Genomic DNA, 23,932 nt, shown 5'->3' on the forward strand with positions numbered 1-23,932 from the left:
TCTTATGTTTAATCTATTTAAAAATAAAAAACAAGAAGGAATTTCCATTACTGCTCCTTGTTCAGGGAGGATTATTCCTATTTCAGAAGTAAATGATCCAATATTTTCAAAAAAAGTACTTGGAGAAGGATTTGCAGTTGTTCCCGAAGGTAACAAAATATATGCTCCTTTGACTGGACGAATTGAAGCTGTTTTTCCAACAAAGCATGCAATTAGTATAAAAAGCGATGCAGATATTGAGTATTTAATTCATATTGGTATAGATACAGTTGAATTGGAGGGTAAACCTTTTTCAATTTTTGTTAATGCAGGAGAGAAAGTTACTACCGAAACATTATTAGCCGAAGTTGATTTTGATCAAATTAAACAAGCAGGAAAAGATCCATCTGTCATAGTTGTTTTTACTAAACCTGAACAAGTTAATGAAGTCATCTTAAATAGTTATACAACTATATATGGTGATTCGTGTGGTAAAATTATACTTTGACGTAGAGTTAAGTATGTTATCGGATTAAATTTAAATGAATAAAAGGTGATTATAGACTGTGAGTTATAGAATTTAAGTAAATTATATTAACAAAACACCCTACTATTATATAAATCAGTAGGGTGTTTTCTACTTATCCGAACTTTAGTATATTCAAAAATATTAACACAAGAAAATCTTTTTTTGATTTTCTTGTGTTAGAATATGCAATTTTAACTTTTACGATTTTGTGATAATTTTGAATAAATCAATTAGGAATAGAAGTAAAAAATATAAATTAAGAATTATACTATTACAATAAAAGTTTAAACTTACTGTATCAGTATGCACAATTGATTTTTACTGAAAAGTCATAGTTAAGTTACTGTGAATTTTGTTGAGTATATTACATAGAATAACAGATAAATTAGTTGTGGATTCTTTTATTTAAGTATTTGGAAAAGAGCGGACTGGATTAGAGGGTGTTTTTTCACACTAATCAAGACTTACATAACAAATGGATTTAATTATTTCAATCACCAATAAATCAAAACGAAACTTGGCTGCAATTTTGTTCAATATAAGTGAACGGTTAATTGTATAAAAATACCAAATATATTTCTATAAAAGGTATTCGGCCTAGCTTTTGGGTTTCAATACAAAGTGTGGAATCTTTTTTTTAATATCCAGCTACCTAGTAAACAGGACAAAGGTAAAATTAAAATTCCTGCACAACCAGTTAAAATACTTACTAATAGTTCCCCTACAAAAATTTTAGAATTAATTAATTCTAAAAATGAATAGTTTAAATCCTGTAAGTAAATTACTAATGCAAAATTAGATGCTATAAAAGCAAATAAGAGAGTGTATATAGTCGAATTTAATACCTCAATTACTACGTTAAAACTAGAATTAAATAGTTCTTTAAAAGTTAAATCTGGGTTCTTCGTATATATTTCGTAAGTAGAACTACAAATAGCCATACTTCCGTCAATAACGGCACCAGAAAAACTAATTAAAATAATTGAGACGTTTAGTTCAGAAAAAGGGATATCAACATTTAAATCAAAATTAGCTAATTCAATTAATTCTTCAGAAGAAAATCCTTGTGTCTTAAGAGCAGTGATTAATGGTAGTGACACAATAGTAAAAGTAACTAAAAAAAATATAACACAGATAAAAGCCAATTTTGTTTTAGCATTACGTCCATTTATCCAATAAAGAATTACTATCGTCATTAGTAAAAAAGATACAAAGGTTACCAAATATACAGAAATATGAAGCGATATAGCTATTAGATAGCCAATAAAAATGACTATATTCAAAAATAATCCTGAAATAAAGTAGAAAGAATTATTTTTAAATATGATAATTGAAATAAAGATAAAAATAATGACTAATAAACTAATTACATTCATCTGTTTTCCCCTTCTTTTTTTATTTTTTTAAATAAAAGAAAAAATAGAAATGAACTTGGGATAGTGAACAAGATGGCAAGTCCTCCACATAAAATTCTCATTATTTCCAATGAAAGATGCATTTTGAATGTCTCAACAAGATCCCATCCATTAGCTAAATAGAAAATAAAAAAAGGCGTTGCACTACTTAGATAGGCAAATAACAAAACATTAATCATCGAAGTAGTGGTATCTGAAGCGATATTCTTTCCTGATTCTATTAATTCTTTTGTATTTATCTCAGGAGTATGTCTTACAAGTTGATCTAAACTTGAAATTATAACAACAACATTGTCTAGTGCTGCTCCAATTCCTCCTAACATTAAGCTGGCAAGAAAAACAGTTCGATAAGGTCTAGTTAAAAATTGCATTTCTTCATAGCGCAGTCCTTGATCGTTTAATAATTTCATAGTAATTGTGGTAATAAAATAAGATAGAAAAACACTAAATATTGTTGCTAAAACCTTCCTTAAATCAATTTTTTTTAGTCCGTAGAGAGTACCAGTTGATATAATAATAGCAATTATTGTATAGATTGATATTAGCAATAGTAAGTTTATGGATCTGTTTCGCTGATTTATCCAAAGCAAGAAAAAAAGAAAGATTATATTGAATAAAATACCAACTAAAGAAAAAAATCCTTTTTTTCCAGCGATACCTAAGACTAATGAAACAAAACTAACTACTAAAATAAAAGTATAGCCATCTCTTTTTAGAGAAATAAATTCCCACTTTTTAGTGGAATTATCTAATAATATTTGATTATTTTTATTAAATACTGGATTGGTACTTTCATTTCCATTAAATTTTACTTTTACAACAACAGTTTTTTTTGTATTATTTACTAGTTTAACTGTTAGTAATTGTTCGCTGTCAATTATTTTTACTGATTTTACAATACCAACAGGTGTAGTATAAAAGTAACCGCTAAATCTTTGAATTAATAGACCACTAAAAATAATTACCAACAAGCTAAATAATGTAAATTTAAATTTTTTCATATAGTCCCTCATTTCTCTGTATGATTAATTAAAAAGTATATCTTTGGTTTTATCGAAATCAGTTTAAAGGATACCATAAATTTATAAAAAATATATGGTATGATTATCCATTTTTTGTTAAAAGTAATCAATAATATCTTAAAATTAATAAATTATGCTATATGCTAGACTAATTTATTATAGAAAGGTTATTGACAAATTAGACACAGCTTGATAGTATAAAGCGAACAAAACGTAATCATTACGATTTGTTCGCTTTATCTGTAATATTTCGCTATAAATAGTTTCAAATAGTATAGTTTGAATGCTCAAGTATTTCAGCAACTTTTATAACACAGGAGGTAATAAATATGGCTGTACCAGCGAGAAGAACATCGAAAACAAAAAAAAGATTGCGTCGAACACATGAAAAATTAAAATCACCTGAAATTTCGTTTGATGAGAATCTTGGTGATTATCGTAAAAGTCATCATGTATCTTTAAAAGGCTATTATGGTGGAAAAAAAGTGATGGATAAAAAATAGGAGGTAATAGTATTGAAGAAAATGAATATTATTTATCCACCACTTGTGGAACAGAGCTTTCAATTTTATCAAGATTATGAACAAGAAAGATATGATAAGTCTGAATTATACAGAATAATGGTTATGAAGAATATTATTAATGAAAATGGCACTCCAACAGAAGAGGCTCTTAAAAAAGGATTAGTTAAAGACTTTTATGAAGAATATGATTTATCTTTTGAAGAATTTTTAAAATTGTACCCGTTTTTTAATAATTATGACCCTGATTATTTCCAGAAAATAGATGGTTTTTGGGAAGTTCCCGTTTGTTTAAAAGAAGAATTAATATTATTACTGAATGATAAAGATTGTGCCTATGATGTACGGATTCAAATTCAACAATTTCTTGAAGAAAGGTGAGTAAAGACAAGATGTTCAGAAACAAATGGAAAAACAGTTCACTAATTAAAAATGTGTAAAAAGGGTCTGATGAAAAAAGGAGACATAATAGTTATTATCTTTTTAATAGCTATCTCTTTTTCTCCATATTTTATTTTTTTTCACAATAATCCATTTAACTCCAAAAGTTTTGACGACACTAAATATGCTGTGGTCAAGATAGATGGGAAAGAGATTGAGCGTATAAATTTAGATGATTCAAAAGAATTTATCAAAACATATTATCCATCAAAAGGGCAATATAATACTATAGAAGTTAAAAATGGGCACGTTCGTGTAAAAAAAGATAATAGTCCAGATCAAATTGCGGTGAAAACAGGATGGATATCAGAACCAGGGCAAACTAGTATCTGTATTCCTCACAGATTCATTTTAGAAATTGTTCAACAATATTCTAAGGATTATTATATTTACTAAAATCATTTTTTGGCATACATGCTAAAAAATGATTTTTTTGTAAATATTTTATTGCATTAATATCAATATAGTTTAGTTTTATTTGGAAGAATGTAATAACAAATATGAGATGGGATTGTCCTTATTAAATAACATTTATAAATGTTATATTTTAAGTGAAAGTAATGATTTACAGTTAATTAAATGGAGGTTTTATGAATAACCTATTTATTTTTGTTTGCTTTTGTTTTATGTGGTTAATGATTTTTGGAGTAATTTTATACTATGTTGGTCTAGTTAATCACAGATATATACATCATACTTTAATTTTGGGTTTAGTAACTATTATTTCTGGTACTCTATGTTGGTTATTTGTAGGATACTCATTAAGTTTTTTTGTAAATATTCAATATAGTATCTTTTATAGCCCCTTAGCTTCTAGTGAAATTGTTTCTATACTGATACAATTACTTTTTTGCTTATATTCTGTAATTATGATAATTGGTTCAGTATTAGAAAGAGGTAATTGGAAATATATTGTGTTGTTTGTTCCTTTGTGGATTGTATTTGTTTATGCACCTATTTGCTTTTCGTTATGGGGACATGGAAATTGGCTAGGGAAAATGGGAGTACTGGATTATTCAGGCGGACTAGTAGTCCATACTACCGCTGGAATAGGAAGTCTTGTTTTAGCAATAACATCACCAATACGTTTAAAGAATTCATTGATATTTAAATCACAAGAAATGATAGCTTTTGTAGGAATGCTGTTTATTACCTTAGGATGGTTCGGATTTAATATGGCACCTTCTGGAAAAATCGGTGAAGAAGCTATTCAAGTTTGGTTAAATACACTTATTTCAATTTTAGGCGGTAGCATTAGCTGGACTTTTACCCAATGGATTTTAATAAAAAAAGTATCTATCTATTCTATAATGAATGGAATAATCGGCGGATTAGTAGGTAGTACTTGCTCGGTTGGATATGTATCTCCTGCATTTAGTTTATTAATTTCGGTAATTGTATGTACCCTTTGTCCAATTGTTATTCACATAATGCATCTAAGCATAGCAAATTTTGATGACGCTGCAGATTCTTTTGGGATGAATGCAGTGGGTGGAATTGCAGGATCGATTTTAACTGGTGTCATGGCAGAAAAAGGGGACTTTTTTCTTCAATTATTTGGGACTTTTTTAATCAGTATTTGGAGCCTTAGTTTAAGTCTTTTGATTCATTATTTATTGAAAAAAATAGTAAATGATTGTTATTCTCAATGTATTAAATAAAAAAATTAAAATTATTCCTAGTGTGTATGAATATCAAAATAATAGTCAATAATAACACTCAGGAAGAAATTTGAAGACTTTAAATTTTAGTGGAGGTAAATAATGGAAAATAAAGAAGTTATAATTATTGGAGCAGGCGCTGCTGGCGTAGGTATGGGGGTTGCTTTAAAAGATTTTGGCATAAATAATTTTGCTATTTTAGAGAGAAAGCAGGTAGGTAATAGTTTTATTAAATGGCCTGAGCAAACAAGATTTATCACTCCTTCTTTTACAAGTAATGGATTTGGGATGCCTGATTTAAATGCAATAGCAATTGATACATCTCCTTCATATACTTTAGGTAAGGAACGTTTATCTGGAAAAGATTATGCTAAATACCTACAATTAGTTTCAGAAGAATATAAGTTACCTATTAAGACAAATTGTAAAGTTCAATCTATTAAAAAAGAAAAAACTGGTTATTTGCTTGAAACAACAAAAGGATTTATTCATGCAGAATATGTAATTTTTGCGATGGGAGAGTTCTCTTTTCCAAATAAATCTAGTATTAAAGGTGCTTATAAGAATAGTTTACATTATGGCGAGATTAATTCTTGGATTGAAATTAAAGGGGATAAGCAGACGATTATCGGAGGAAATGAGAGTGCGATTGATGCAGCTATTGAATTAGCTAAATTAGGTAAACGAGTTACAATTTATACAGATACTTTGGGGTTAAATATAAGAGATGCTGACCCGAGCAAAAGGTTAGCACCTCGCACAAGACAGAGATTTTTTGATTTACATGTAACTCAAAAAAATATAGATACTATTAAAGTATACACAACTATCAAAATTAAAAAGATTGATAAAACATCTACGGGCTATATATTGATTACAGAAGATAATAAATCATTACTTGTAGAAAATTTACCAATTCTTTGTACAGGTTTTGAAAATGGCACAAAATCTATTACTGCATCATTGTTTAAGTATAAGGAAAATGGACAGGTTCTTTTGAATGATTTTGATGAATCGATAATTGCTAAAAATATTTTTTTAATTGGTCCAAATGTATGTAAAGGTAATACCATTTTTTGTTATATATATAAATTTCGACAACGTTTTGCCGTAATTGCTAATGAAATTGCCCGGCGAAAACATATTACTATTGACGAAAAAAAATTGTCATACTATAAAAATCAATCTTTTTATTTGGATGATTGCTCTGGGAGTGAAGTAAGATGTAATTGTTGACAAATAAGTAATTGTTATAACTTATTTTATAAATTAAAAGATTTTTAAATAATTTAAGTAATGCTAATCAATGAAATTTGAATTTTGAAATAGTTATTTATTTTGATTTCAAAGACATCTATTAGTTAACCTAAGATTGACTATAATAAAAAATAGACTCTCTTTGTATAGAAAGTCTATTAAATTTTAATAATTTATTTAGTTGGAAATAAGAATATACCTTCAGCAACTTTATTTTTAGTAATTTGAATTACTTCTGATTAGAAAAATGAACTGAATGGAGAACTAGAGTTGGTTCAGCAAAAATTGAAAACATTGTTACCAGACTCAGCACTTGCGGGATTTTCTTATGAAGATGTTCAAGGGGAAATAGAAGCAATTAAAATCAGTCAATATCTGTTAGAGAATAAATTGGAACGAATGCGAAATGAAATTAATCAACTTCATGAAATTCAAGCTGTACAAAAAAAGAAACCGAAAACCAAAATAATGTCAAACCAAAATTATAAAAACAAATGTTAAGGAATGGAAGGAAAGTTTTATACTTATTTTGAAATGAGGGTTGTCTGTAGTGTTATTTTTACCTTGTTTTATTCTACGTCTTCTTTCCCGTTACATTGGACTGTTAACGGTTCTTACTAGTGGTTTTACTACCACTAGTAAGAATCGTTGCTCGAATTCTAGCTTTTATTAATGACTTTAGTCAGTTGAAATCTCTAAAGAGATTTCGACAAAAAAACACGCGTACTGCGCGTGGAGGTCAGAGCTTTAGCGATAAAAGTTTAGCACACACTCGTTGGAATTGTAAGTATCATCTTGTGTTTACACCAAAATATAGAAGAAAAGTAATCTATGGTCAATTGAGGCGAGATATAGGGAAAATACTAAGAAAATTGTGTGAGATGAAAGAAGTCGAAATCATTGAAGCGCATGCAATGCCCGACCATATCCATATGTTGGTAAGAATTCCACCGAAGTTGAGTGTATCAGGTTTTATGGGTTTCTTAAAAGGAAGAAGTGCAGTAATCATTCATGAACGTCATGCGAATTTAAAATACAATTATGGAAATCGATCCTTTTGGTCAAAAGGTTATTATGTGAGCACTGTAGGACTGAACCAAAAAACGATAGCAAAGTATATACGAGAACAAGAAGCAGAAGATCGAGTAAGGGATAGTATAAACAAAAGAGAGTATAAAGATCCATTTAGGAAGTAACAGCTAGATAAGAATAGAAAGGTAGCGGTTGGAGGTCTCTAAAAAAGCTCCCTTTAAGGGAGTAGCAGGTAGCGAGCCCTTCTAGGGCTATTAAATATGATGAGTGAGAAAATAATGGATACAATTCAGAATATATAAAGTATCGTTGTGTTTCTATTTACACGCATGATACTAATAAAGAATACTTTTCGACTGCTAATTTCGTCGTTAATAGTTTTTACATTGTGAAATGCCTCGTTTGTAATTTTGAGGATACTAGAATACAGTACATAAAAAGTTTATATTAGAATGGTGTTATACATATAAGTTTGGTAAAGAGATATTCAAAGTAGACAAATAAAATCTATTTTAAAAGATTTATATTACCTCTATTTGAAATTTACCCACATCTTAGTTGTATTTATTTAGTTTTGTCTTCAATAACATAATCTATTGAAGACAAAACTAATATATTAAAATTTTTAGTAGGTAATATATTTAATAGAAATTCCCTTTCTAAATTATCTTGAATAATTAAAAGGCGCTACAAAAGTTTGAGATTTATAGAGATATTTTTAAATAAAACCAATATATTAAGCTACAAAGTTATAATTCTCTAATTTTTTATATATACATAACGCAGATGCTCCTATGGCCCCGTTGATTTTGTAATAGTCTTTTTTTATAATTTCTTTTTTTGGGGGGGAGGTTAATAACTTAGGATCTGTATTTAATAGTTGAGATAAACGTTGAAAAATATTTTTATTATCAAATATTTTTCCATGTAAAAACAGTTTAGAGTAATCAAGAGTCATATTTAAATTATTTAACGTTAAAGCGATACAATTGAGAGCAGTTTCAATCAATTTTAAAATAGCAGGATCTCCAAGACTATATGCAGTAAGAATCAGTTCTATAGAAATATCTGTTTCGGAGTCAACCAATTGATGTAAAAAAGTAGAAGTGGAATTTTTATAGATTAATTGTGAAGACTTTAATAACCATGTTTCACTAGCGTACGTTTGTAAACATCCTTTTTTTCCACACTCACAGAGTTGACCACTTAAATTTACAACAGTGTGCCCTATTTCACCTATTAAGAAGTTTTCTTTACTAAAAATATCATCATTATAGAAATAAGAGCAATGAATTCCTCGACCAAGATGAAAAAACACGAAGTTCTCATTTTTTTTACTATAGAAAAAACGCTCTGCTAAGGCCATACAATTCACGTTATTATCAAAAAAAATTGGAATTTCTAAAGAATCTATGACTTCAGTTAATTTAAAATTAGCCCATTTTAAGTTGTTAGTAATTATTTGACTTGTATTATTGTAATGTCCTGGCAATGCAATTCCAATTGCAGATACAGGGACAGTCAATGATTTATAAAACGATAAAAGATTTTCGATAAAAATATCAGTGGTACAAAATAATTCTGATTTATTTATGGGAAAAATTTTTTTTGAAAAGACTTTTCCAGTATTATCGGTTAAAACGTAAGAATAAAATGATTCAGATATTTCAGATCCAATAAAAAAACTATATTTTTGAGAAATATCCAATAAGATTTTTCTTCGACCAGCCTTTATTGTTTCGTTGTGTGATTCACCCAATTCGTATAAAAGGTTTTTGTCAATCATTATTCCTGTAAGAAAGCTAACAGTAGCTGGCGTAATACCAGTTTTGTGGGCAATATCAATTCTAGAAATTGGTCTCTCGGGATAAATTACATTTAGTATTTTAGAACACAATTCTTTTTGTTTTTTTGTAAGTTCCATTTTACATACCTCCAATCCTTATCTGAAATTATAGCATAGAAATAATAGTAATAGGTGATAGAGATTTTTAAAAAGCTTAGATAGTTTTAGATACTCTTATAAAAAATTTAAGGATTAGTATTGACATTAAATAATTAATAGATATAAAATGAGGTTGATAACCATTTGTTATTAAATGCACATATGGAAGGGGTTTCATAATTATGTATAGTAATTAAAATCTTTTAGGATTTATTAGAGAAGTAATGAACTTAACGTTGTTATTTTGTTATGTTTTTAAAAGGGAAAGGTTTTTTGGGGCGATTTAGGTATATTTGTAAAATTTTCTAATTGATAAGTTTGGATGTCGTCATAATTAGTAATTATTTGACAACAAAAAATCAATTGTATAAGGAGAGAAGTTATGTGGTTAAAAGACTTATTAGTGCAAGCTCTTCAGATATTTTAAAAATGAATACACTGGAGTTAAAGCAAAGTATTAAGGCTAGTGAAGGCAGAGTTGTATTGTCCGAAAACGTGGCACCAAGAGAAAGTTTTATAGGTGATATTACTAATGCGGAAATTGCGCGTGCATTTGGTGCAGATTTAATTTTATTAAATGGATTAGATGTGTTTCATCCTACAGTTTTTGGATTAGATAGTGAAGAAAATAATATTGTTGATAAATTGCATTCGTTAGTTGGACGTCCTGTAGGTGTGAATTTGGAACCTGTCGATATAAATTCAGAGTTGCAAGAAGAACGTTTAGAGTTGGAATTGGGGAGGCAAGCAAATATACAAACCTTTAAACGTGTAGAAGAATTAGGGTTTGATTTTATTTGCTTGACAGGTAATCCAGGAACGGGTGTCTCAAATCAACAAATTATTGAAGCTATTGAAGAAGCAAAAAAAATATTTTCGGGATTAATTATTGCAGGGAAAATGCATGGAGCAGGGGTAAATGAAGAGGTTGTAGATATAGAAATTACTAAAAAAATATTAGATGTAGGTGCAGACATTATTTTAGTGCCAGCTGTTGGAACAGTTCCATGTTTTGGAGAAAAAGAATTGATTGAGATTGTAAAAGAAGTTCATAAAAATGGTGGTTTAGTGCTTTCAGCTATTGGTACTAGTCAAGAAAGTTCTGATGTTTCAACAATTCGGGATATTGCAATTCGTAATAAGATTTGTGGAGTAGATATTCAACACATCGGAGATGCAGGATATGGAGGTGTTGCGCCAGTAGAAAATATTTATGAATTAAGCAAAGCTATTAGAGGAGTTAGACATACTGTTTCAGTAATCGCAAGATCAATTAATAGATAGGAGAATAAATAATGTCAAAAAAAATTATGTTAGCATGTGCAGCTGGTATGAGTACTAGCTTACTAGTTACAAAAATGCAAAAAGCTGCTGAAGCAAAGCAATTAGATGTTGAAATTTTTGCAGTACCAGTCTCAGACTCTATTCAATATGCTGAAGAAAAAAATGTAGATGTAGTGTTATTGGGACCACAGGTAAGATATATGTTACATCAATTTAAATTGGATTTAGAACCTAAGAGTATCCCAGTAGATGTTATTCCGATGACCGATTATGGAATGATGGATGGGGGAAAAGTTCTTATGCTAGCTGAAAATTTAATAAATAGGAGAGAATGTTAATGAATGAAAAAATAATGCAGGCGATAATGGGATTAATTATATATGGTGGAGACGCAAAGAGCAATGCTATGGAAGCTATTGAGTTTGCAAAGTGCTATGATTTCGAACAAGCAGAAGAAAAGTTAAAAGCTGCAAATGAATCATTAACTTTTGCGCATAACTCTCAAACAGATATGTTAGTAGCTGAAGCACAGGGAGAAGAAAACAGTATTACTTTGTTATTAGTGCATAGTCAGGATCATTTAATGACAAGTATTACGTTTACTGATCTAGCTAAAGAAATTGTAGATTTATATAAAGTAATGAATTCGAAATAAGGATAAAATATTAGTGTTTTTCTAAAATAGAGTAAAGAAGGAGAAGAATAATGAATAAATTTGAGGAAATCGTTCAGAGTAAGTTAGTGCCTATTGCTGGTCGGTTTGGAAACAATAAATTTTTAATAGCTATTCGTGATGGCATTACTTATTCAATGCCGTTAATTCTTATCGGATCATTTTTGATGGTAATTGCGAGCTTTCCGGTTCCAGGGTGGGAAAGTTGGCTTAGTGAAATGGGTATTTCGGTGTATCTTTGGAAAGGAGTCGATTCTAGTTTTAATTTGATTGCTTTAATTGCTGCTTTTGCCATTCCTTATAGTCTGGTCAAACAATATAGAGAAGACGGAATTTCAGCAGGTGTTATTAATATATCAGCGTTTTTAATGGTTACTCCGTTTACAATCCCTTTTTTGGATGAATCGGGTAAAACATTAGGTTCTGTGGGGGGAATTGCACCATCATATTTATCATCTGGTGGATTATTTGTAGCAATTGTTTTAGGCTTACTTAATGGTTATGTGTATCAATGGTTCATGAAAAAAGATATTCGTATAAAAATGCCTGATGGAGTTCCTCCAGCAGTATCAAAAAGTTTTAGTGCCATTATTCCTGGAGCAGTAATTCTAATTTTTTGGCTTATTATTTATGGACTGTTAGATAGTCTAAAATTACCTAATGTACATGATATAGTAAAAACAGTTTTAGGTGTTCCGTTTAGTATGCTAGGAAGTACGTTGTTTGGTAATTTTATTGTTGTTTTGTTGAATGGTTTATTGTGGTTTTGTGGTGTTCATGGGGGGAATGTGTTAAATAATCCAATTATGAAGCCTATTTGGTTAACTAATTTAACAGAAAATGCTGCAGCCCATAAAGCTGGACAAGAACTTCCGCATGTTTTCACATCTGTATTCATGGATAATTTTGTTTTTATTGGTGGTTCGGGTGCGACAATTGGGTTAGTCATTGCGTTAGCATGGTTAGCAAAACGTCGCAAAGCTAGTCAACAGGCGAAGGTTCTTTCACCTTTAACGTTATTGCCAGGTCTTTTTAATATTAATGAACCTACAATGTTCGGGCTTCCAGTCGTTTTGAATGTCTTAACGGTCATTCCGTTTGTTTTAGCTCCAGCAGTAAATCTCATTGTTGCCTATTTAGCGTTCAGCTCAGGTATAGTTCCTGGAACATATACAGATCCCGGTTGGACAATGCCACCAGTTGTTTCAGGTTTTTTAGCAACGGGTAGCTGGCAAGCTTCTGTTTTACAAGTTATTCTAATTGTATTGGATATTATTATTTATTTACCGTTTATCTTTAATGTTGAGCGAAGATGGAAAGCTAGCGAGAAATATGAAAACAATATTTAGCTGTTTATAGTATGGTAATATGTATCAGAGTAAGCATTAATGTCTGATTACTCTGATACATATGTAAGCGTTTTTTAATTACGTATACGAGGGGTGGAAAAAGTGGTATCTAAAAGAAATGTACTTTTAAGAAAACAAAAATATGCTTGCAAAGTTCAAAAATATTCTATTAAGAAATTAAGTGTTGGGGTTGCTTCTGTTTTAGTTGGAACAGCTTTGTATTTAGGGAATCCAGTATCAGCTGCAGAGGTTACTAATATAGAGGTAAACAGTGACAATAATATTGCATTAACAGAAGAGCCAAGTGGAGTTGTAACGGCAGAGGTTGAGAAGGAGTCAATAGTAAGTAATGGTACAACAGTCGAAAATGGAGTAGAAGAGTCAAATGGAGTTGCAACGGCAGAAATTGAGAAGGAATCAACAGTAAGTGATGGTACAACAGTTGAAAATGGAGCAGAAGAGTCAAATGGAGTTGCAACGGCAGAAATTGAGAAGGAGCCAACAGTAAGTGATGGTACAACAGTTGAAAATGGAACAGAAGAGCCAAGTGGAGTTGCAACGGCAGAAATTGAGAGGGAATCAACAGTAAGTGAAGAAGTAACAGCAGAAAAGGTAAATAGTGAATTAAATCGTGTAGCAGATGGTGATTTTGAAGGAAGCATTGTTTCCAATAAATCAAAATGGACGATGAAGCCTTGGGGAGTTTCTACTATTGTAACTGAGGGAAATAATACGTTTGGAAAAATTAATGGTGAAACAAAAGATGAATATATTTTGCAGAAAATACCAACAACACCAGGGAAAAAATATTTAGTTACAGCTGATTTGAAAGTAGTTGCTCGAAATGCTACACCTACGGGAGCATATTTTACTGTAAAGGAATTCACAGAGAATAGACAACAGGGAAAAGTATACAGCCAACTATATTTAGATCAAACGCTAAAAGATTGGACGAAGCAAACATTTGAATTTACTGCAGAAGGAGCAGAAACACTTGTTGGTATTGTTAAGTAGAATCCCAATGATCCGACTATTAATACCGAAAAAACAGAAATCAGTATTGACAATTTAGTTGTCGTGGAGAAATCAGAAAGTAATTATGAAATTATTTGGCAAGAAGATTTTGATAAGTCAGAGTTAGATAAAGATACTTGGAGTTACATGCCGGGTACTGTGGGACGAAGTGAACAACAAAATTATACTACAAGTAAGAGTAACGTTAATGTTGAAAATGGAAATTTAGTTTTGTCAGTCACTAAACGTGAAAAAGAAGAAAGTAATCCAAGAAAACCTAATGGTAGAACTATTAAGTATGATTCAGGTTTTATTAACACATCTGGTAAAAAGGACTTTTTATATGGTCGCATTGAAATGAAGGCTAAGCTACCTAAAGGTAAAGGGGCATTTCCTGCATTTTGGTTAATGGGAACATCATATGGTTGGCCTGGTGGTGGAGAAATAGATATTATGGAATTAATCGGGGCTCCGACTACAGAAAGAGCTGAGAATGGTGAAACAGATCCAACAGACAATGCAAGACAAAGTAATCAAATAATTTATGGAACTCCTCATTTTTACTATATCAATGGCGATGTAGATAAAGATGGTAGTTATGATCCATATGAGTTGGGCGGTAATGCTAAGATAGAAGATGATTTTTGGAATGAATACCATATTTTTGGGATTGATTGGTCTCCAGAAAGGATTGATTGGTATCTTGACGGTGTTATTTATAATTCTATGAATCTTGTTGGTAATGAAAGATTAGAAGCTGCCGCTAGAAGCATTAATCGTCCACAAATCCTGAAACTAAATCTAGCAACGGGTGGCGATTGGGCTGGCGATGCAGGTGATTATTTAGCTGATGACAATACTTCTATGACTGTTGATTGGATTCGCTGGTCACAAAATGAAGAGCAAAAGAAGGCTGCAGAAGCTTGGTATGCTGATGCTCCAAAGCTTACAGGTATAACAGACATTGTAATTAAAGAAGGAACAAATTATGATGTTTTGTCTAATGCACAAGTAGATAGAGACGATTATGTGGTTAATGCTAGCATAGATGATGAATATATGTATACTGACACTGGAGAGTTAAAACTAGTGAACACTATTGATAAAAATGATATTTCTAATCTTAAACCAGGCATTTACAATGTTCATTATAGCGTTGTTCCCAAAAATAAAAAATTAAATAATGATGTATTAGCTACAGGGGATATATATATAACACTTTTGAAAACTACCTCACTAATTATTCTTCCTGAATCAGGTCTTTCAGGCCAATCAGGAGCTAAGTTATCTACAATTAAGCTTCCAGAAGGTTGGGCTTGGGAGGATGATCAGTTAATAATAGGAGAGCAAGAGTTTTATAAAGTAAAATTTAGCACAAGCGAAGATTCACGCGCGATTTTTGTAAATGTTCCTGTTTCTGTAACCAATCAAGGAGACGAATCTACTATTGGTTATCTAAATAAAGTAGTGAATGGTAAATTTGAGAACGATTACGTTTCATCTAAACGAGAGTGGGAATTTAAAGAAGGCGGAAATTCGATTGTTCAATTGGATCCTAAGGCAGGAAACTCTGTAGGAATGATTACTACTAATTCGACTGATGAATACGTTTTACAAAAAATACCAACAACTCCTGGCAAAAAATATGTATTGGAAGCAGATGTTTTAGCTGATTCCTCTACCACTTTAGACGGAGTTTATCTAACTGTTAAGGAAGTTAATAATGGAAAACAAGGGAAAGTTATTAAACAGTTACAGTCTTCTGATTTTGCTAAAGGTAAAAAAGAAAGATACAGAATTGAATTTGTTGCTGAATCTAATGAAACTTATGTAGGAACTGTAAAATGGTCTGAAGCAAGAAATCAAGATATACAAAATAGCTCGATTTGTTTAGATAATGTTTCAGTTAAAGAGTTAGAAACGTATAATTTAGTATGGGAAGATCAATTTAAGACTGAAGAACTAGATCAAACTATATGGGGATATGAGTTAGGAAATATTCGAGGAAATGAACAGCAACATTATAGTAGTAGTAAAGATAATGTTGCTATTGAAGATGGTAACTTAGTTTTAAAAGTTACAGATCGTCCTAAAGAAGATCAATATAAAAATACGACCCGATGGAAAGATAATGCTAGGTTAGTAAAATATAATTCTGGAAGTGTTCGAACTCAAGGAAAACAAGAATTTTTATATGGAAGAATTGAAGCTAAAATTAAGTTGCCAAAAGGTAAAGGAGTTTTCCCTGCTTTTTGGACGTTAGGTTCTGATTTTCATATGGACGGTCGAATTAATCCTAAACAGGGTTATGATTGGCCTTCAGTAGGTGAAATAGATATTATGGAATTAATTGGAGCTCCAACAGACGAACGGTTAGCTGAAGGAGAAAAAGGTGGAACAAATAATAGTAATAAAAATGCAGTAGGTACACCACACTTTTATTATGCAAATACACAGGATGGTGATAGGGACGGAAGTTATGGCTATTACGATGAGGATGGTCAATACATTGCTTCAAGTCTGGGTGGTAATTTGAAGATAACAGAAGATTTTTATGATAAGTATCATGTTTTTGGGATCAATTGGACACCAGATAAGATTGAATGGTATGTGGATGGTGTTGTTTATAACACACTCAATTTTAGTGATCCTACAAATTCAGCTAATGATAAACGATTAAAAGCTGCAGCAGCAAGTTTGAATCGGCCACAATATATCCAATTTAATTTAGCAACTGGGGGTAACTGGGCTGGGGATGCTGGAGATTATTTAGCCAAGGATGGTACTGAATTAAAAGTGGACTGGGTTAGATGGTTGTAAACAGATGAACAAAAGGTTGCAATGGAAAAGTATTATGAAGATGCACCAAATTTACATGGAGTTGAAAATATTACTATTCTATCTGGAAGTGAAGTGGATTTGTTGCAAAATGTTTCGACAGATAAGAATGGTTATGTAGTTGATTTTTCTATTGATAATGAATTCATGTTTGAAAACACAGGAGCTGTTGGTGGCAGAAATGAAGTTATGACAGTGGTTAAAGATAAAAATGATATTGATGCTTTGAAACGTTTAGAACCAGGAGTATACAATCTTCACTATACTGCATTACCTGATGCTCAAAATTTAAATGGTTGGACCACTCCTAGTTATAAACTTGCAAGAAAAACTGTTTTTCTTACTGTATTACCAAAAGAAGGATTAAGTGGAGCTGTTGGAGATAAATTATCTAGTGTTTCGTTGCCTGATGGTTGGGCTTGGAACAATGTAGATTTGTCTATTGAGTCTAATACATTTCATGTAGCTACATTTAAACAGAAAGTTAATTCTGGAGTTAGTGACGGAAAAGAAAGAATAATATTTATTTTAATTCCTTCAAAGTTTATTAAGTTGTACGATTTCAGTAAAGCAAAATCATCTATTAAGAAAGATTTATTATTAGAAGCTGAAAAAGACGGTGCAGACAATGTTTCGTTTGGAAAAACTGATATGAAAAATCATAGACTGAATTATCTGGAAAATTTAGATGAATCAAAAAAAGAAACCGCAAGATTAAATAATTATAGTATGAATATTGATATCACTAGCATTACAAAAGAAAAAACTAACCTTAAATCAAACCTTGCAGATAATAGTAATATATTTTGTTATAATAAACTGTTACCTAAAACTGGAGAAAAAAATTCTCATTCTTGTTTATTTTAGGATCGATTTTTATTGCTTTAAGTGGGATGGGATTAGGAGTAAGAAAGAAAAATGCTAAGTAGCGAGTATGTGTAAGTGATGATTATTTTTAATAAAAAATACTTGTTGTAGAATGATGACATAATTATTAATATTATGGATAAAATAATACAACAAGAAGTAGTAGCAAATAATAATTATTTTTTTACTAACAAATGCATGTAATAGATAAAAAAAGAATCGTATGTAGCAAAAATTGTTGGACTGAATATTTGGGGATTTTTGTCAAATGATGTTAGTAAAGAGAAATTATATAATTGCTCCAAGTACAGAGCATTTTCTACTCTGTACGGGGTCACTGGAACATCTATACAGAAAATAGCAGTAGTGAGACATGAAAAAAACAAGAGATGCTGTTAAATCAACATTTCTTGTTTTTTTCTTTTTCTCTTTTTCTCTCCCGAAATATTCTTCTGGAACATTCGTGCAGAAAATAGTGGTAGTGTTTAAAACACGAACATTTTAGTTTTATTGTGAATTTAAAGGGCGTAACTGTCCATTTTTCAAAGAAGGATCATATCGAAAAGAATATTTACCAATAAAATTAATATGCTCAAAGAGAAGTGGTGACAATTTATTGATTTTCTCTTCTGAACAATCAAATCTTTCTACACGCATTCGGTCAATTACTCTTTCTAAATAGAGCGTATTCCAATAAATAACTACATTTGTCGATTATATTTAAAAATCTCGATTTCTTGTTTAGATACTGAAGAAAAGCTAATATTACAAGTTCCTTCTAAAAGTATTGCTAGAACACTAATATCTAGGTTATCCACAAACGTATTGGACTTCTTGCTGAAGATTGATTAAACACTCAGCTTCGCAAACAATCAATTTCAATAGAACCATCTAAAAGTAGTTCAACTATTCCAAATAGAGTAAATATTGCACGAGTCAAATCTTTTAACGGTCGTAATCGCTTCTTTCATACTTATAAACAAAAACGATAAAAAGGGGTAGTTTTGTTGAATACTCATTCTTTGAACAAGGATGGATTTAGCTTTAAAAGTCAGCTATTTACTTGCTCTTCAGAGATAGTTGAGAAATTCCATTCATTCGTATGGATTTGTTGAAATTCTTTTAATCAATGAAAACATAAGTAATTAATTTTTTCTATTTTCATCAATTAAAGGAGCTCGTAGAATATTCATAATTTTTATCCATGAAAGAGTTAAATAGTGTAGTTAAGAGGGGATGTCTAAAACTGTAAATAGTACTACTAAACAATGAAACATTACTCTCTGAAAGTTAAAAGTATTACATGTAACTTCCAAAGTATCAGTTGTGGAAATTAGATAGGTACTATTATTATCATGAATACTTAAGAAACATGTTTAGCTATATATTCACTTTTATAGATTACTAAAAATATTCTAGAAACTGGTATGTGAAGAGTGATAATTTCTATATCCAGTATGTTTAATAAAGAAACCTAATGAAGCTAGAGCAGCAGCACCTTTTGCTCCTTCATATATGTTATAGTTCAATACTTCAATAAAGCTATTTTTTTGAGATGGCATAAATGACAATTGCTTTTTTATAGAGTTAACTAATTGAGTTTTAAAACTATTATAGTTTAAAAGTTCACTATTTATATAAATTGTATGTGCATCTTGTAAAATCAAGCTATTTGCAATAGAAGTAGCTAGTAATTTTAAGCCTAGATTTACTTGGTGATATATATAAATATCACCTAATTCATACGCATGAATAATTGTAGCTAAATCTATATTTTTAGCTTGGCTGACTAAGCTTTTGAGTGTAGTATTTTGTGAATAATTAAATAAAAAGTGAGCACGTTTTAGTAGCCATGAATCCGATATATAAGTTTGCAAACAACCTTGTTTGCCACATTCACACTGGGGGCCATTGATGTCTACCACAGTATGTCCGATTTCACCAAGATAATAATTAGAATTAAAGCCTAAATCTTTTGATTGAAAAAAAGAGCAGAACATACCAGCTCCTATATGGAAAAATAAAAAATTTTCTGGAGTGGATTGAACGTTAAACAAGTATTTGCCAATAGCCATACTTTTTATATTATTTTCTGCTATAAATGGGAATTTAAATTTACTACTTATTTCTTGTAAACAAAAAAAATCCCAGCTTTGGTTATTTGAAACAATGGAGTTATTTTCTGTATCAAAATGGCCAGGGATAGCTATGCCGGCTCCACATATTTCTTGGGTGTTTGTTTTACTAATAAGTTTTTTGATTAAATTAGTGATTTCGCTATTGATATTCTTTTTATTATAAGAATAAGTCATTTTTTCTTCTATTAAAACTTCACCAATTAAATTAGTTGCTACAGCAAAAATCCCCTTTACATTCACCTCAACTCCTATGAAAATAGCTTTATTTTCATTTAATTTGATAATTTTTTGCTTTCTACCAGATCCTGTATTCCCGCTAATTTCATCTCCAGTTTCTATAACAATATTTTCATCAATAAGATCTCCTATTATTTTTGTAATAGTTGCTGGTGTCAAACCAGTTAGTTTAGAAATTTCAATTCTAGAAGTTTTTGGATGTCTGTATAGATGCAGAATTACTGTAGATCTATTTTTTAAATATATTTCTGTTACGTTTTTTTTAGTCATAATAATTTCACTCCGCTCATTTAATTAAGATTATTATACCACGTTTTTTTATTTATTATAAGTAATTAAAAACTTGACGATAAAGCGCTTTCATGTTAATATTTATTTATCAAAAATAAACAAAAGGGTGATTTGATGAAAAAATTTTTAAGTTTTCTCGAGAATAAGCTAGCTCCGCTAGGAGAGAAGATTGGAAAACAACGGCATTTGAAGGCGCTAAGAGAAGGAATTATGATGGCGATGCCGCTGGTTTTAATTGGTTCTTTTTTTGTTTTAATAAAGGATTTTCCAATCGCTGCATGGAACGATTGGCTTAAATCACATTGGGACTTAGCTTCTTTGTTAAATACTATGGCTAATAATTCCTTTGGTTTAATGGCATTAGTTACAGTTTTTGGGATTTCTTACCGATTGGCAGAATCTTATGACACCGATGGCCCGTCTTCGGGAGTATTAGCTTTAGGAGCTTTTCTTTTAATGACTCCATCGATTGTTGATAAGTCTGAGGCTTTAGGAATTCCATACAGTATGTTAGGAGGAAAAGGAATTTTTGCTGCTATAGTTGTAGGGATGATTTCTGCTGAAATATATAGATGGTTTATTCAAAAAAAAATTACTATAAAAATGCCTGAAAGTGTTCCTGATGCAGTAAGTAAATCATTTTCAGCATTGATACCAGGTATAGTTATTTTAGTTTTCTTTGCAGGAGTACTTAAATTGATTGAATTATCTGGTTTAGGAAGTTTAAATAATATTCTATCAGTTGTTATCGGCACTCCATTAGGATATATTGCAAGTACTTTGCTAGGAACATTTATTGCAGTGTTATTGAATTCTATTTTTTGGTTTTGTGGCGTAAATGGAGGTCAAGTTGTTGGATCGGTGATGAATCCATTGTGGATTCAATATGCTGATGATAATAGAATTGCACAAGCAGCAGGGGAAACCTTACCTCATATTGTAACTGCTCCATTTATGGATTTATTTGTATATATTGGTGGAGGAGGTGCGACCATTGGCTTAGCTTTATGTTTGATGTTTTTTAGTAAAAGTAAAGAATACAAGACCCTGGGTAAGGTGTCGGGAATTCCAGCACTATTCAACATAAATACAGCTATTCTGTTTACATTTCCTACTGTATTAAATCCGATTATGCTAATCCCATTTGTACTTACTCCAATAGTGAATGCGATTATAACATATTTTTCAATGGTTATGGGATTAGTGCCATATACTACAGGAGTTACTTTACCCTGGACAACTCCTCCAATTATTGGTGGATTTTTAGCAACAGGAAGTTGGAAAGGAGCAGTACTACAAGTAATTCTAGTTTTTGTATCCTTTGTAATCTACTTCCCATTTTTTAAGGCTGCGGATCGAAACAATTTATTAGATGAAAGTAAAAAATGAGGTGAAAAGATGAATTTAAGTATTTATTTTAGTGATTGTGTAAAGAATAATTCTTTTTTAAAAAAAGAATGTGAGTACTATTTTTCAAAAGTATTTAAAATTAATCTGGATTTTATTGATGAAAAAAAACAAGCAGATTTAGTTTTTGATATTATTCCAGATGAATTATCAGTAGAAAAGATATCAATAAATTTAAACAAAGGAAAAGGTCAATTAGTTTCCAATAGTGAGATAGGACTTATTATAGCTTTTTATAAATTTTTTAAAATGTTTGGAGTGCGTTACTTAAGACCTGGCAGAAAAAATGAAATTTTACCTGATCTTAATTTTTCTTATTTTACAGAATCGAATATAAGTATTGATGAAAAAGCAAGTTTTAAGCATAGAGGTGTTTGCATAGAAGGGGCAGATTCCTTTGAAAATGTATGTGATTTTATTGATTGGTTACCTAAGATAGGGATGAATTCATTTTTTATTCAATTTGAAAATCCATATTCATTTTTAAAACGTTGGTATGAACATGAATTTAATCCTTATACAGAGAAAGAAGAGTTTTCGAATGAAATTGCTGAGGAAATGAGTCATAAAATTGATAAGGAAATCCATGAACGTAGTTTAAGGCAACATAGAGTAGGTCATGGATGGACAGGTGAAGTTTTAGGTTATTCTTCAAAATTTGGATGGGAAGCAGGAATAAAATTACCAGAAGAGAAGAAACCATTAGTTGCAGAAATTAATGGTGAGCGAGAATTATATGATACTGCTCCAATACTTACTAGTTTAGATTTTTCTAATCCTGAAGTTGAAAATAAAATGGTAGAATTGATAGTTGCTTATGCTAAAGAAAGAAAAGATGTAGATTATCTTCATGTTTGGTTATCTGATGCGCGTAATAATATTTGTGAATGTCCGAAATGCCAAAAGGAATTACCTTCAGATCAATATGTTCGGATTTTGAATCAATTAGATTCTGCTTTAACAAGGGAGAAATTAGAAACAAAAATTTGTTTTTTATTGTATCACGAATTGTTATTTGCTCCACAAAAAGAGAAAATAAAAAATCCGGATCGCTTTACAATGATGTTTGCTCCAATTACAAGAACTTTTGAAAAAAGTTATGCTGATGTAGATTACGATCGAGGAATTCCTATACCTAATCAATATATTCGAAATAAAATTATTTTACCAAATTCATTAGAAGAAAATCTTTCCTATCTTTTTAGTTGGCAAAAATGTTTTAGCGGAGATAGTTTTGTATATGACTATCCATTAGGGCGTGCACATTATGGTGATTTAGGTTATATGAAGATTAGTCGGGTAATTAGTCGAGATATTAAGTATTTAGATAGACTTAATTTAGGTGGATACATTAGTTGTCAAGAATTACGTGCAGGGTTTCCCCACAATTTCCCAAACTATGTAATGGGTGAAATGCTCTGGGATAAAAATAGTAAGTATGAAGAAGTGTTAGTTGATTACTTTTCTAATTTATATGGATCTGATTGGCATACGATAGTTCAATATCTAGAACAATTATCAACCTATTCATCTTGTGATCATTTTAATGCTATAGGAGATCGAATAAATCCAAAATTGAGTTTAAACTATAAAACAGCTGTTCGTTTAGCTCAATCTAGCCTTTCTTTGATTGAAGAAAATATAAGCAAGCAGGATGGTGTCATAAAAGAACAATGGATACAGCTTGGATACCATAGAGAATACGTTATTAAGTTAGCTACATCTTTGGCACTTTTAAGTGAAGGAAATTATGAACTTTCTCAAATATTTTGGCATGATTTTATGGATTTTATTCGTAGAAATGAAGAAAAAATTCAAAATAATCTTGATGTGTATAGAGTAATTGAAGTTGCTAAAAACTACGCAGGTTTTAGCTTATAGTAAATAAATAAATAAATATTTATTTATTTATTCATGATTTAAATTTGTTGTTTGGATAAAAAGTCTTCTAGTATCTTCTTGGTGTTGATTATTAGAAGACTTTATTTTTGATAGGAATAAAGATATTTGGATAAAAAATAATAGGAATGAA

Annotated in this window: 20 protein-coding genes and 2 pseudogenes; 17 read left to right on the forward strand and 5 right to left on the reverse strand. The window is 30.5% G+C overall.

Features of this window, described 5'->3' with window-relative positions; translation table 11 throughout:
• Positions 1 to 4: 4 nt before the first annotated feature.
• The gene (locus IGK70_RS04050; RefSeq protein ID WP_002358535.1) at positions 5 to 487 is read left to right on the forward strand and encodes a PTS sugar transporter subunit IIA; all 483 of its coding nucleotides are present in this window, start codon (positions 5 to 7) and stop codon (positions 485 to 487) included.
• A gap of 632 nt (positions 488 to 1,119) precedes the next feature.
• On the opposite strand, the gene IGK70_RS04055 is transcribed toward IGK70_RS04050, so the two are convergent.
• Positions 1,120 to 1,884 carry a YibE/F family protein gene (locus IGK70_RS04055; RefSeq protein ID WP_002358536.1) on the reverse strand — a complete coding sequence of 255 codons (765 nt, stop codon included), beginning with the start codon at positions 1,882 to 1,884 and terminating at the stop codon, positions 1,120 to 1,122.
• On the reverse strand, positions 1,881 to 2,936 hold the full coding sequence (locus IGK70_RS04060; protein ID WP_438775181.1) for a YibE/F family protein: 1,056 nt from the start codon (positions 2,934 to 2,936) through the stop codon (positions 1,881 to 1,883). Before IGK70_RS04060 ends, IGK70_RS04055 begins: the two co-directional genes overlap by 4 nt.
• Before the next feature lie 338 nt (positions 2,937 to 3,274).
• On the opposite strand from IGK70_RS04060, the gene rpmF reads away from it, so the two are divergent.
• From rpmF to tnpA, 7 genes and pseudogenes are all read left to right on the forward strand, one after another.
• Entirely contained in the window at positions 3,275 to 3,448 is a 174-nt protein-coding gene (rpmF, locus tag IGK70_RS04065; protein ID WP_002358539.1) for a 50S ribosomal protein L32, read from the forward strand.
• A gap of 21 nt (positions 3,449 to 3,469) precedes the next feature.
• The gene (locus IGK70_RS04070; RefSeq protein ID WP_002382844.1) at positions 3,470 to 3,847 is read left to right on the forward strand and encodes a hypothetical protein; all 378 of its coding nucleotides are present in this window, start codon (positions 3,470 to 3,472) and stop codon (positions 3,845 to 3,847) included.
• 51 nt (positions 3,848 to 3,898) lie between these two features.
• Entirely contained in the window at positions 3,899 to 4,303 is a 405-nt protein-coding gene (locus IGK70_RS04075; protein WP_002358541.1) for a NusG domain II-containing protein, read from the forward strand.
• Between the two features lie 194 nt (positions 4,304 to 4,497).
• A complete protein-coding gene (locus tag IGK70_RS04080) occupies positions 4,498 to 5,568 on the forward strand; it encodes an ammonium transporter (protein WP_220421757.1) in 1,071 nt (356 codons plus the stop codon).
• A gap of 102 nt (positions 5,569 to 5,670) precedes the next feature.
• Complete coding sequence (locus tag IGK70_RS04085) at positions 5,671 to 6,804, forward strand: NAD(P)/FAD-dependent oxidoreductase (RefSeq protein WP_010819860.1); 1,134 nt, start codon at positions 5,671 to 5,673, stop codon at positions 6,802 to 6,804.
• Positions 6,805 to 7,068: 264 nt separating this feature from the next.
• Positions 7,069 to 7,313: pseudogene (locus IGK70_RS04090) on the forward strand (helical hairpin domain-containing protein); the annotation flags it as partial.
• Positions 7,314 to 7,511: 198 nt separating this feature from the next.
• Positions 7,512 to 8,021 (forward strand): IS200/IS605 family transposase, encoded by a 510-nt coding sequence (gene tnpA, locus IGK70_RS04095; protein ID WP_373408819.1) that lies wholly within the window; start codon positions 7,512 to 7,514, stop codon positions 8,019 to 8,021.
• Positions 8,022 to 8,593: 572 nt separating this feature from the next.
• Here the strand turns inward: tnpA and IGK70_RS04100 are convergent.
• Positions 8,594 to 9,781, reverse strand: a complete 1,188-nt coding sequence (locus tag IGK70_RS04100) for an ROK family protein (RefSeq protein ID WP_010819862.1) — start codon at positions 9,779 to 9,781, stop codon at positions 8,594 to 8,596.
• 405 nt (positions 9,782 to 10,186) lie between these two features.
• On the opposite strand from IGK70_RS04100, the gene IGK70_RS04105 reads away from it, so the two are divergent.
• The 7 genes from IGK70_RS04105 (at position 10,187) to IGK70_RS04135 (ending at position 17,827) form a co-directional block, all read left to right on the forward strand.
• Positions 10,187 to 11,086, forward strand: coding sequence for a DUF7916 family protein (locus IGK70_RS04105; RefSeq protein ID WP_010819863.1), 900 nt, complete (start codon positions 10,187 to 10,189; stop codon positions 11,084 to 11,086).
• Between the two features lie 11 nt (positions 11,087 to 11,097).
• Positions 11,098 to 11,424, forward strand: a complete 327-nt coding sequence (locus IGK70_RS04110) for a PTS sugar transporter subunit IIB (RefSeq protein ID WP_010819864.1) — start codon at positions 11,098 to 11,100, stop codon at positions 11,422 to 11,424.
• A complete protein-coding gene (locus tag IGK70_RS04115) occupies positions 11,424 to 11,741 on the forward strand; it encodes a PTS lactose/cellobiose transporter subunit IIA (RefSeq protein WP_010819865.1) in 318 nt (105 codons plus the stop codon). The genes IGK70_RS04110 and IGK70_RS04115 overlap by 1 nt, the downstream gene beginning before the upstream one ends.
• 50 nt (positions 11,742 to 11,791) lie before the next feature.
• Positions 11,792 to 13,108 (forward strand): PTS sugar transporter subunit IIC, encoded by a 1,317-nt coding sequence (locus tag IGK70_RS04120; RefSeq protein ID WP_010819866.1) that lies wholly within the window; start codon positions 11,792 to 11,794, stop codon positions 13,106 to 13,108.
• Positions 13,109 to 13,201: 93 nt separating this feature from the next.
• The gene (locus IGK70_RS04125) at positions 13,202 to 14,122 is read left to right on the forward strand and encodes a YSIRK-type signal peptide-containing protein (protein ID WP_181039426.1); all 921 of its coding nucleotides are present in this window, start codon (positions 13,202 to 13,204) and stop codon (positions 14,120 to 14,122) included.
• Between the two features lie 63 nt (positions 14,123 to 14,185).
• A complete protein-coding gene (locus IGK70_RS04130; protein ID WP_220421758.1) occupies positions 14,186 to 16,942 on the forward strand; it encodes a glycoside hydrolase family 16 protein in 2,757 nt (918 codons plus the stop codon).
• A gap of 21 nt (positions 16,943 to 16,963) precedes the next feature.
• Complete coding sequence (locus tag IGK70_RS04135; RefSeq protein WP_104671072.1) at positions 16,964 to 17,827, forward strand: hypothetical protein; 864 nt, start codon at positions 16,964 to 16,966, stop codon at positions 17,825 to 17,827.
• Between the two features lie 507 nt (positions 17,828 to 18,334).
• Here IGK70_RS04135 and IGK70_RS04140 read toward each other — a convergent pair.
• Both IGK70_RS04140 and IGK70_RS04145 read right to left on the reverse strand, forming a co-directional pair.
• Positions 18,335 to 18,538 (reverse strand): annotated as a pseudogene (locus IGK70_RS04140) (Tn3 family transposase); the annotation flags it as partial.
• Between the two features lie 704 nt (positions 18,539 to 19,242).
• The gene (locus IGK70_RS04145; RefSeq protein ID WP_010819870.1) at positions 19,243 to 20,472 is read right to left on the reverse strand and encodes an ROK family transcriptional regulator; all 1,230 of its coding nucleotides are present in this window, start codon (positions 20,470 to 20,472) and stop codon (positions 19,243 to 19,245) included.
• A 135-nt stretch (positions 20,473 to 20,607) separates the two neighbouring features.
• Here IGK70_RS04145 and celB point away from each other — a divergent pair, with 135 nt between their 5' ends.
• Both celB and IGK70_RS04155 read left to right on the forward strand, forming a co-directional pair.
• Positions 20,608 to 21,882, forward strand: a complete 1,275-nt coding sequence (gene celB, locus IGK70_RS04150; RefSeq protein WP_010819871.1) for a PTS cellobiose transporter subunit IIC — start codon at positions 20,608 to 20,610, stop codon at positions 21,880 to 21,882.
• Positions 21,883 to 21,891: 9 nt separating this feature from the next.
• Positions 21,892 to 23,781, forward strand: coding sequence for a DUF4838 domain-containing protein (locus IGK70_RS04155; RefSeq protein WP_010819872.1), 1,890 nt, complete (start codon positions 21,892 to 21,894; stop codon positions 23,779 to 23,781).
• Positions 23,782 to 23,932: the final 151 nt, after the last annotated feature.

Source organism: Enterococcus sp. DIV0358 (genome assembly GCF_051713465.1).
GTDB lineage: Bacteria > Bacillota > Bacilli > Lactobacillales > Enterococcaceae > Enterococcus > Enterococcus faecalis.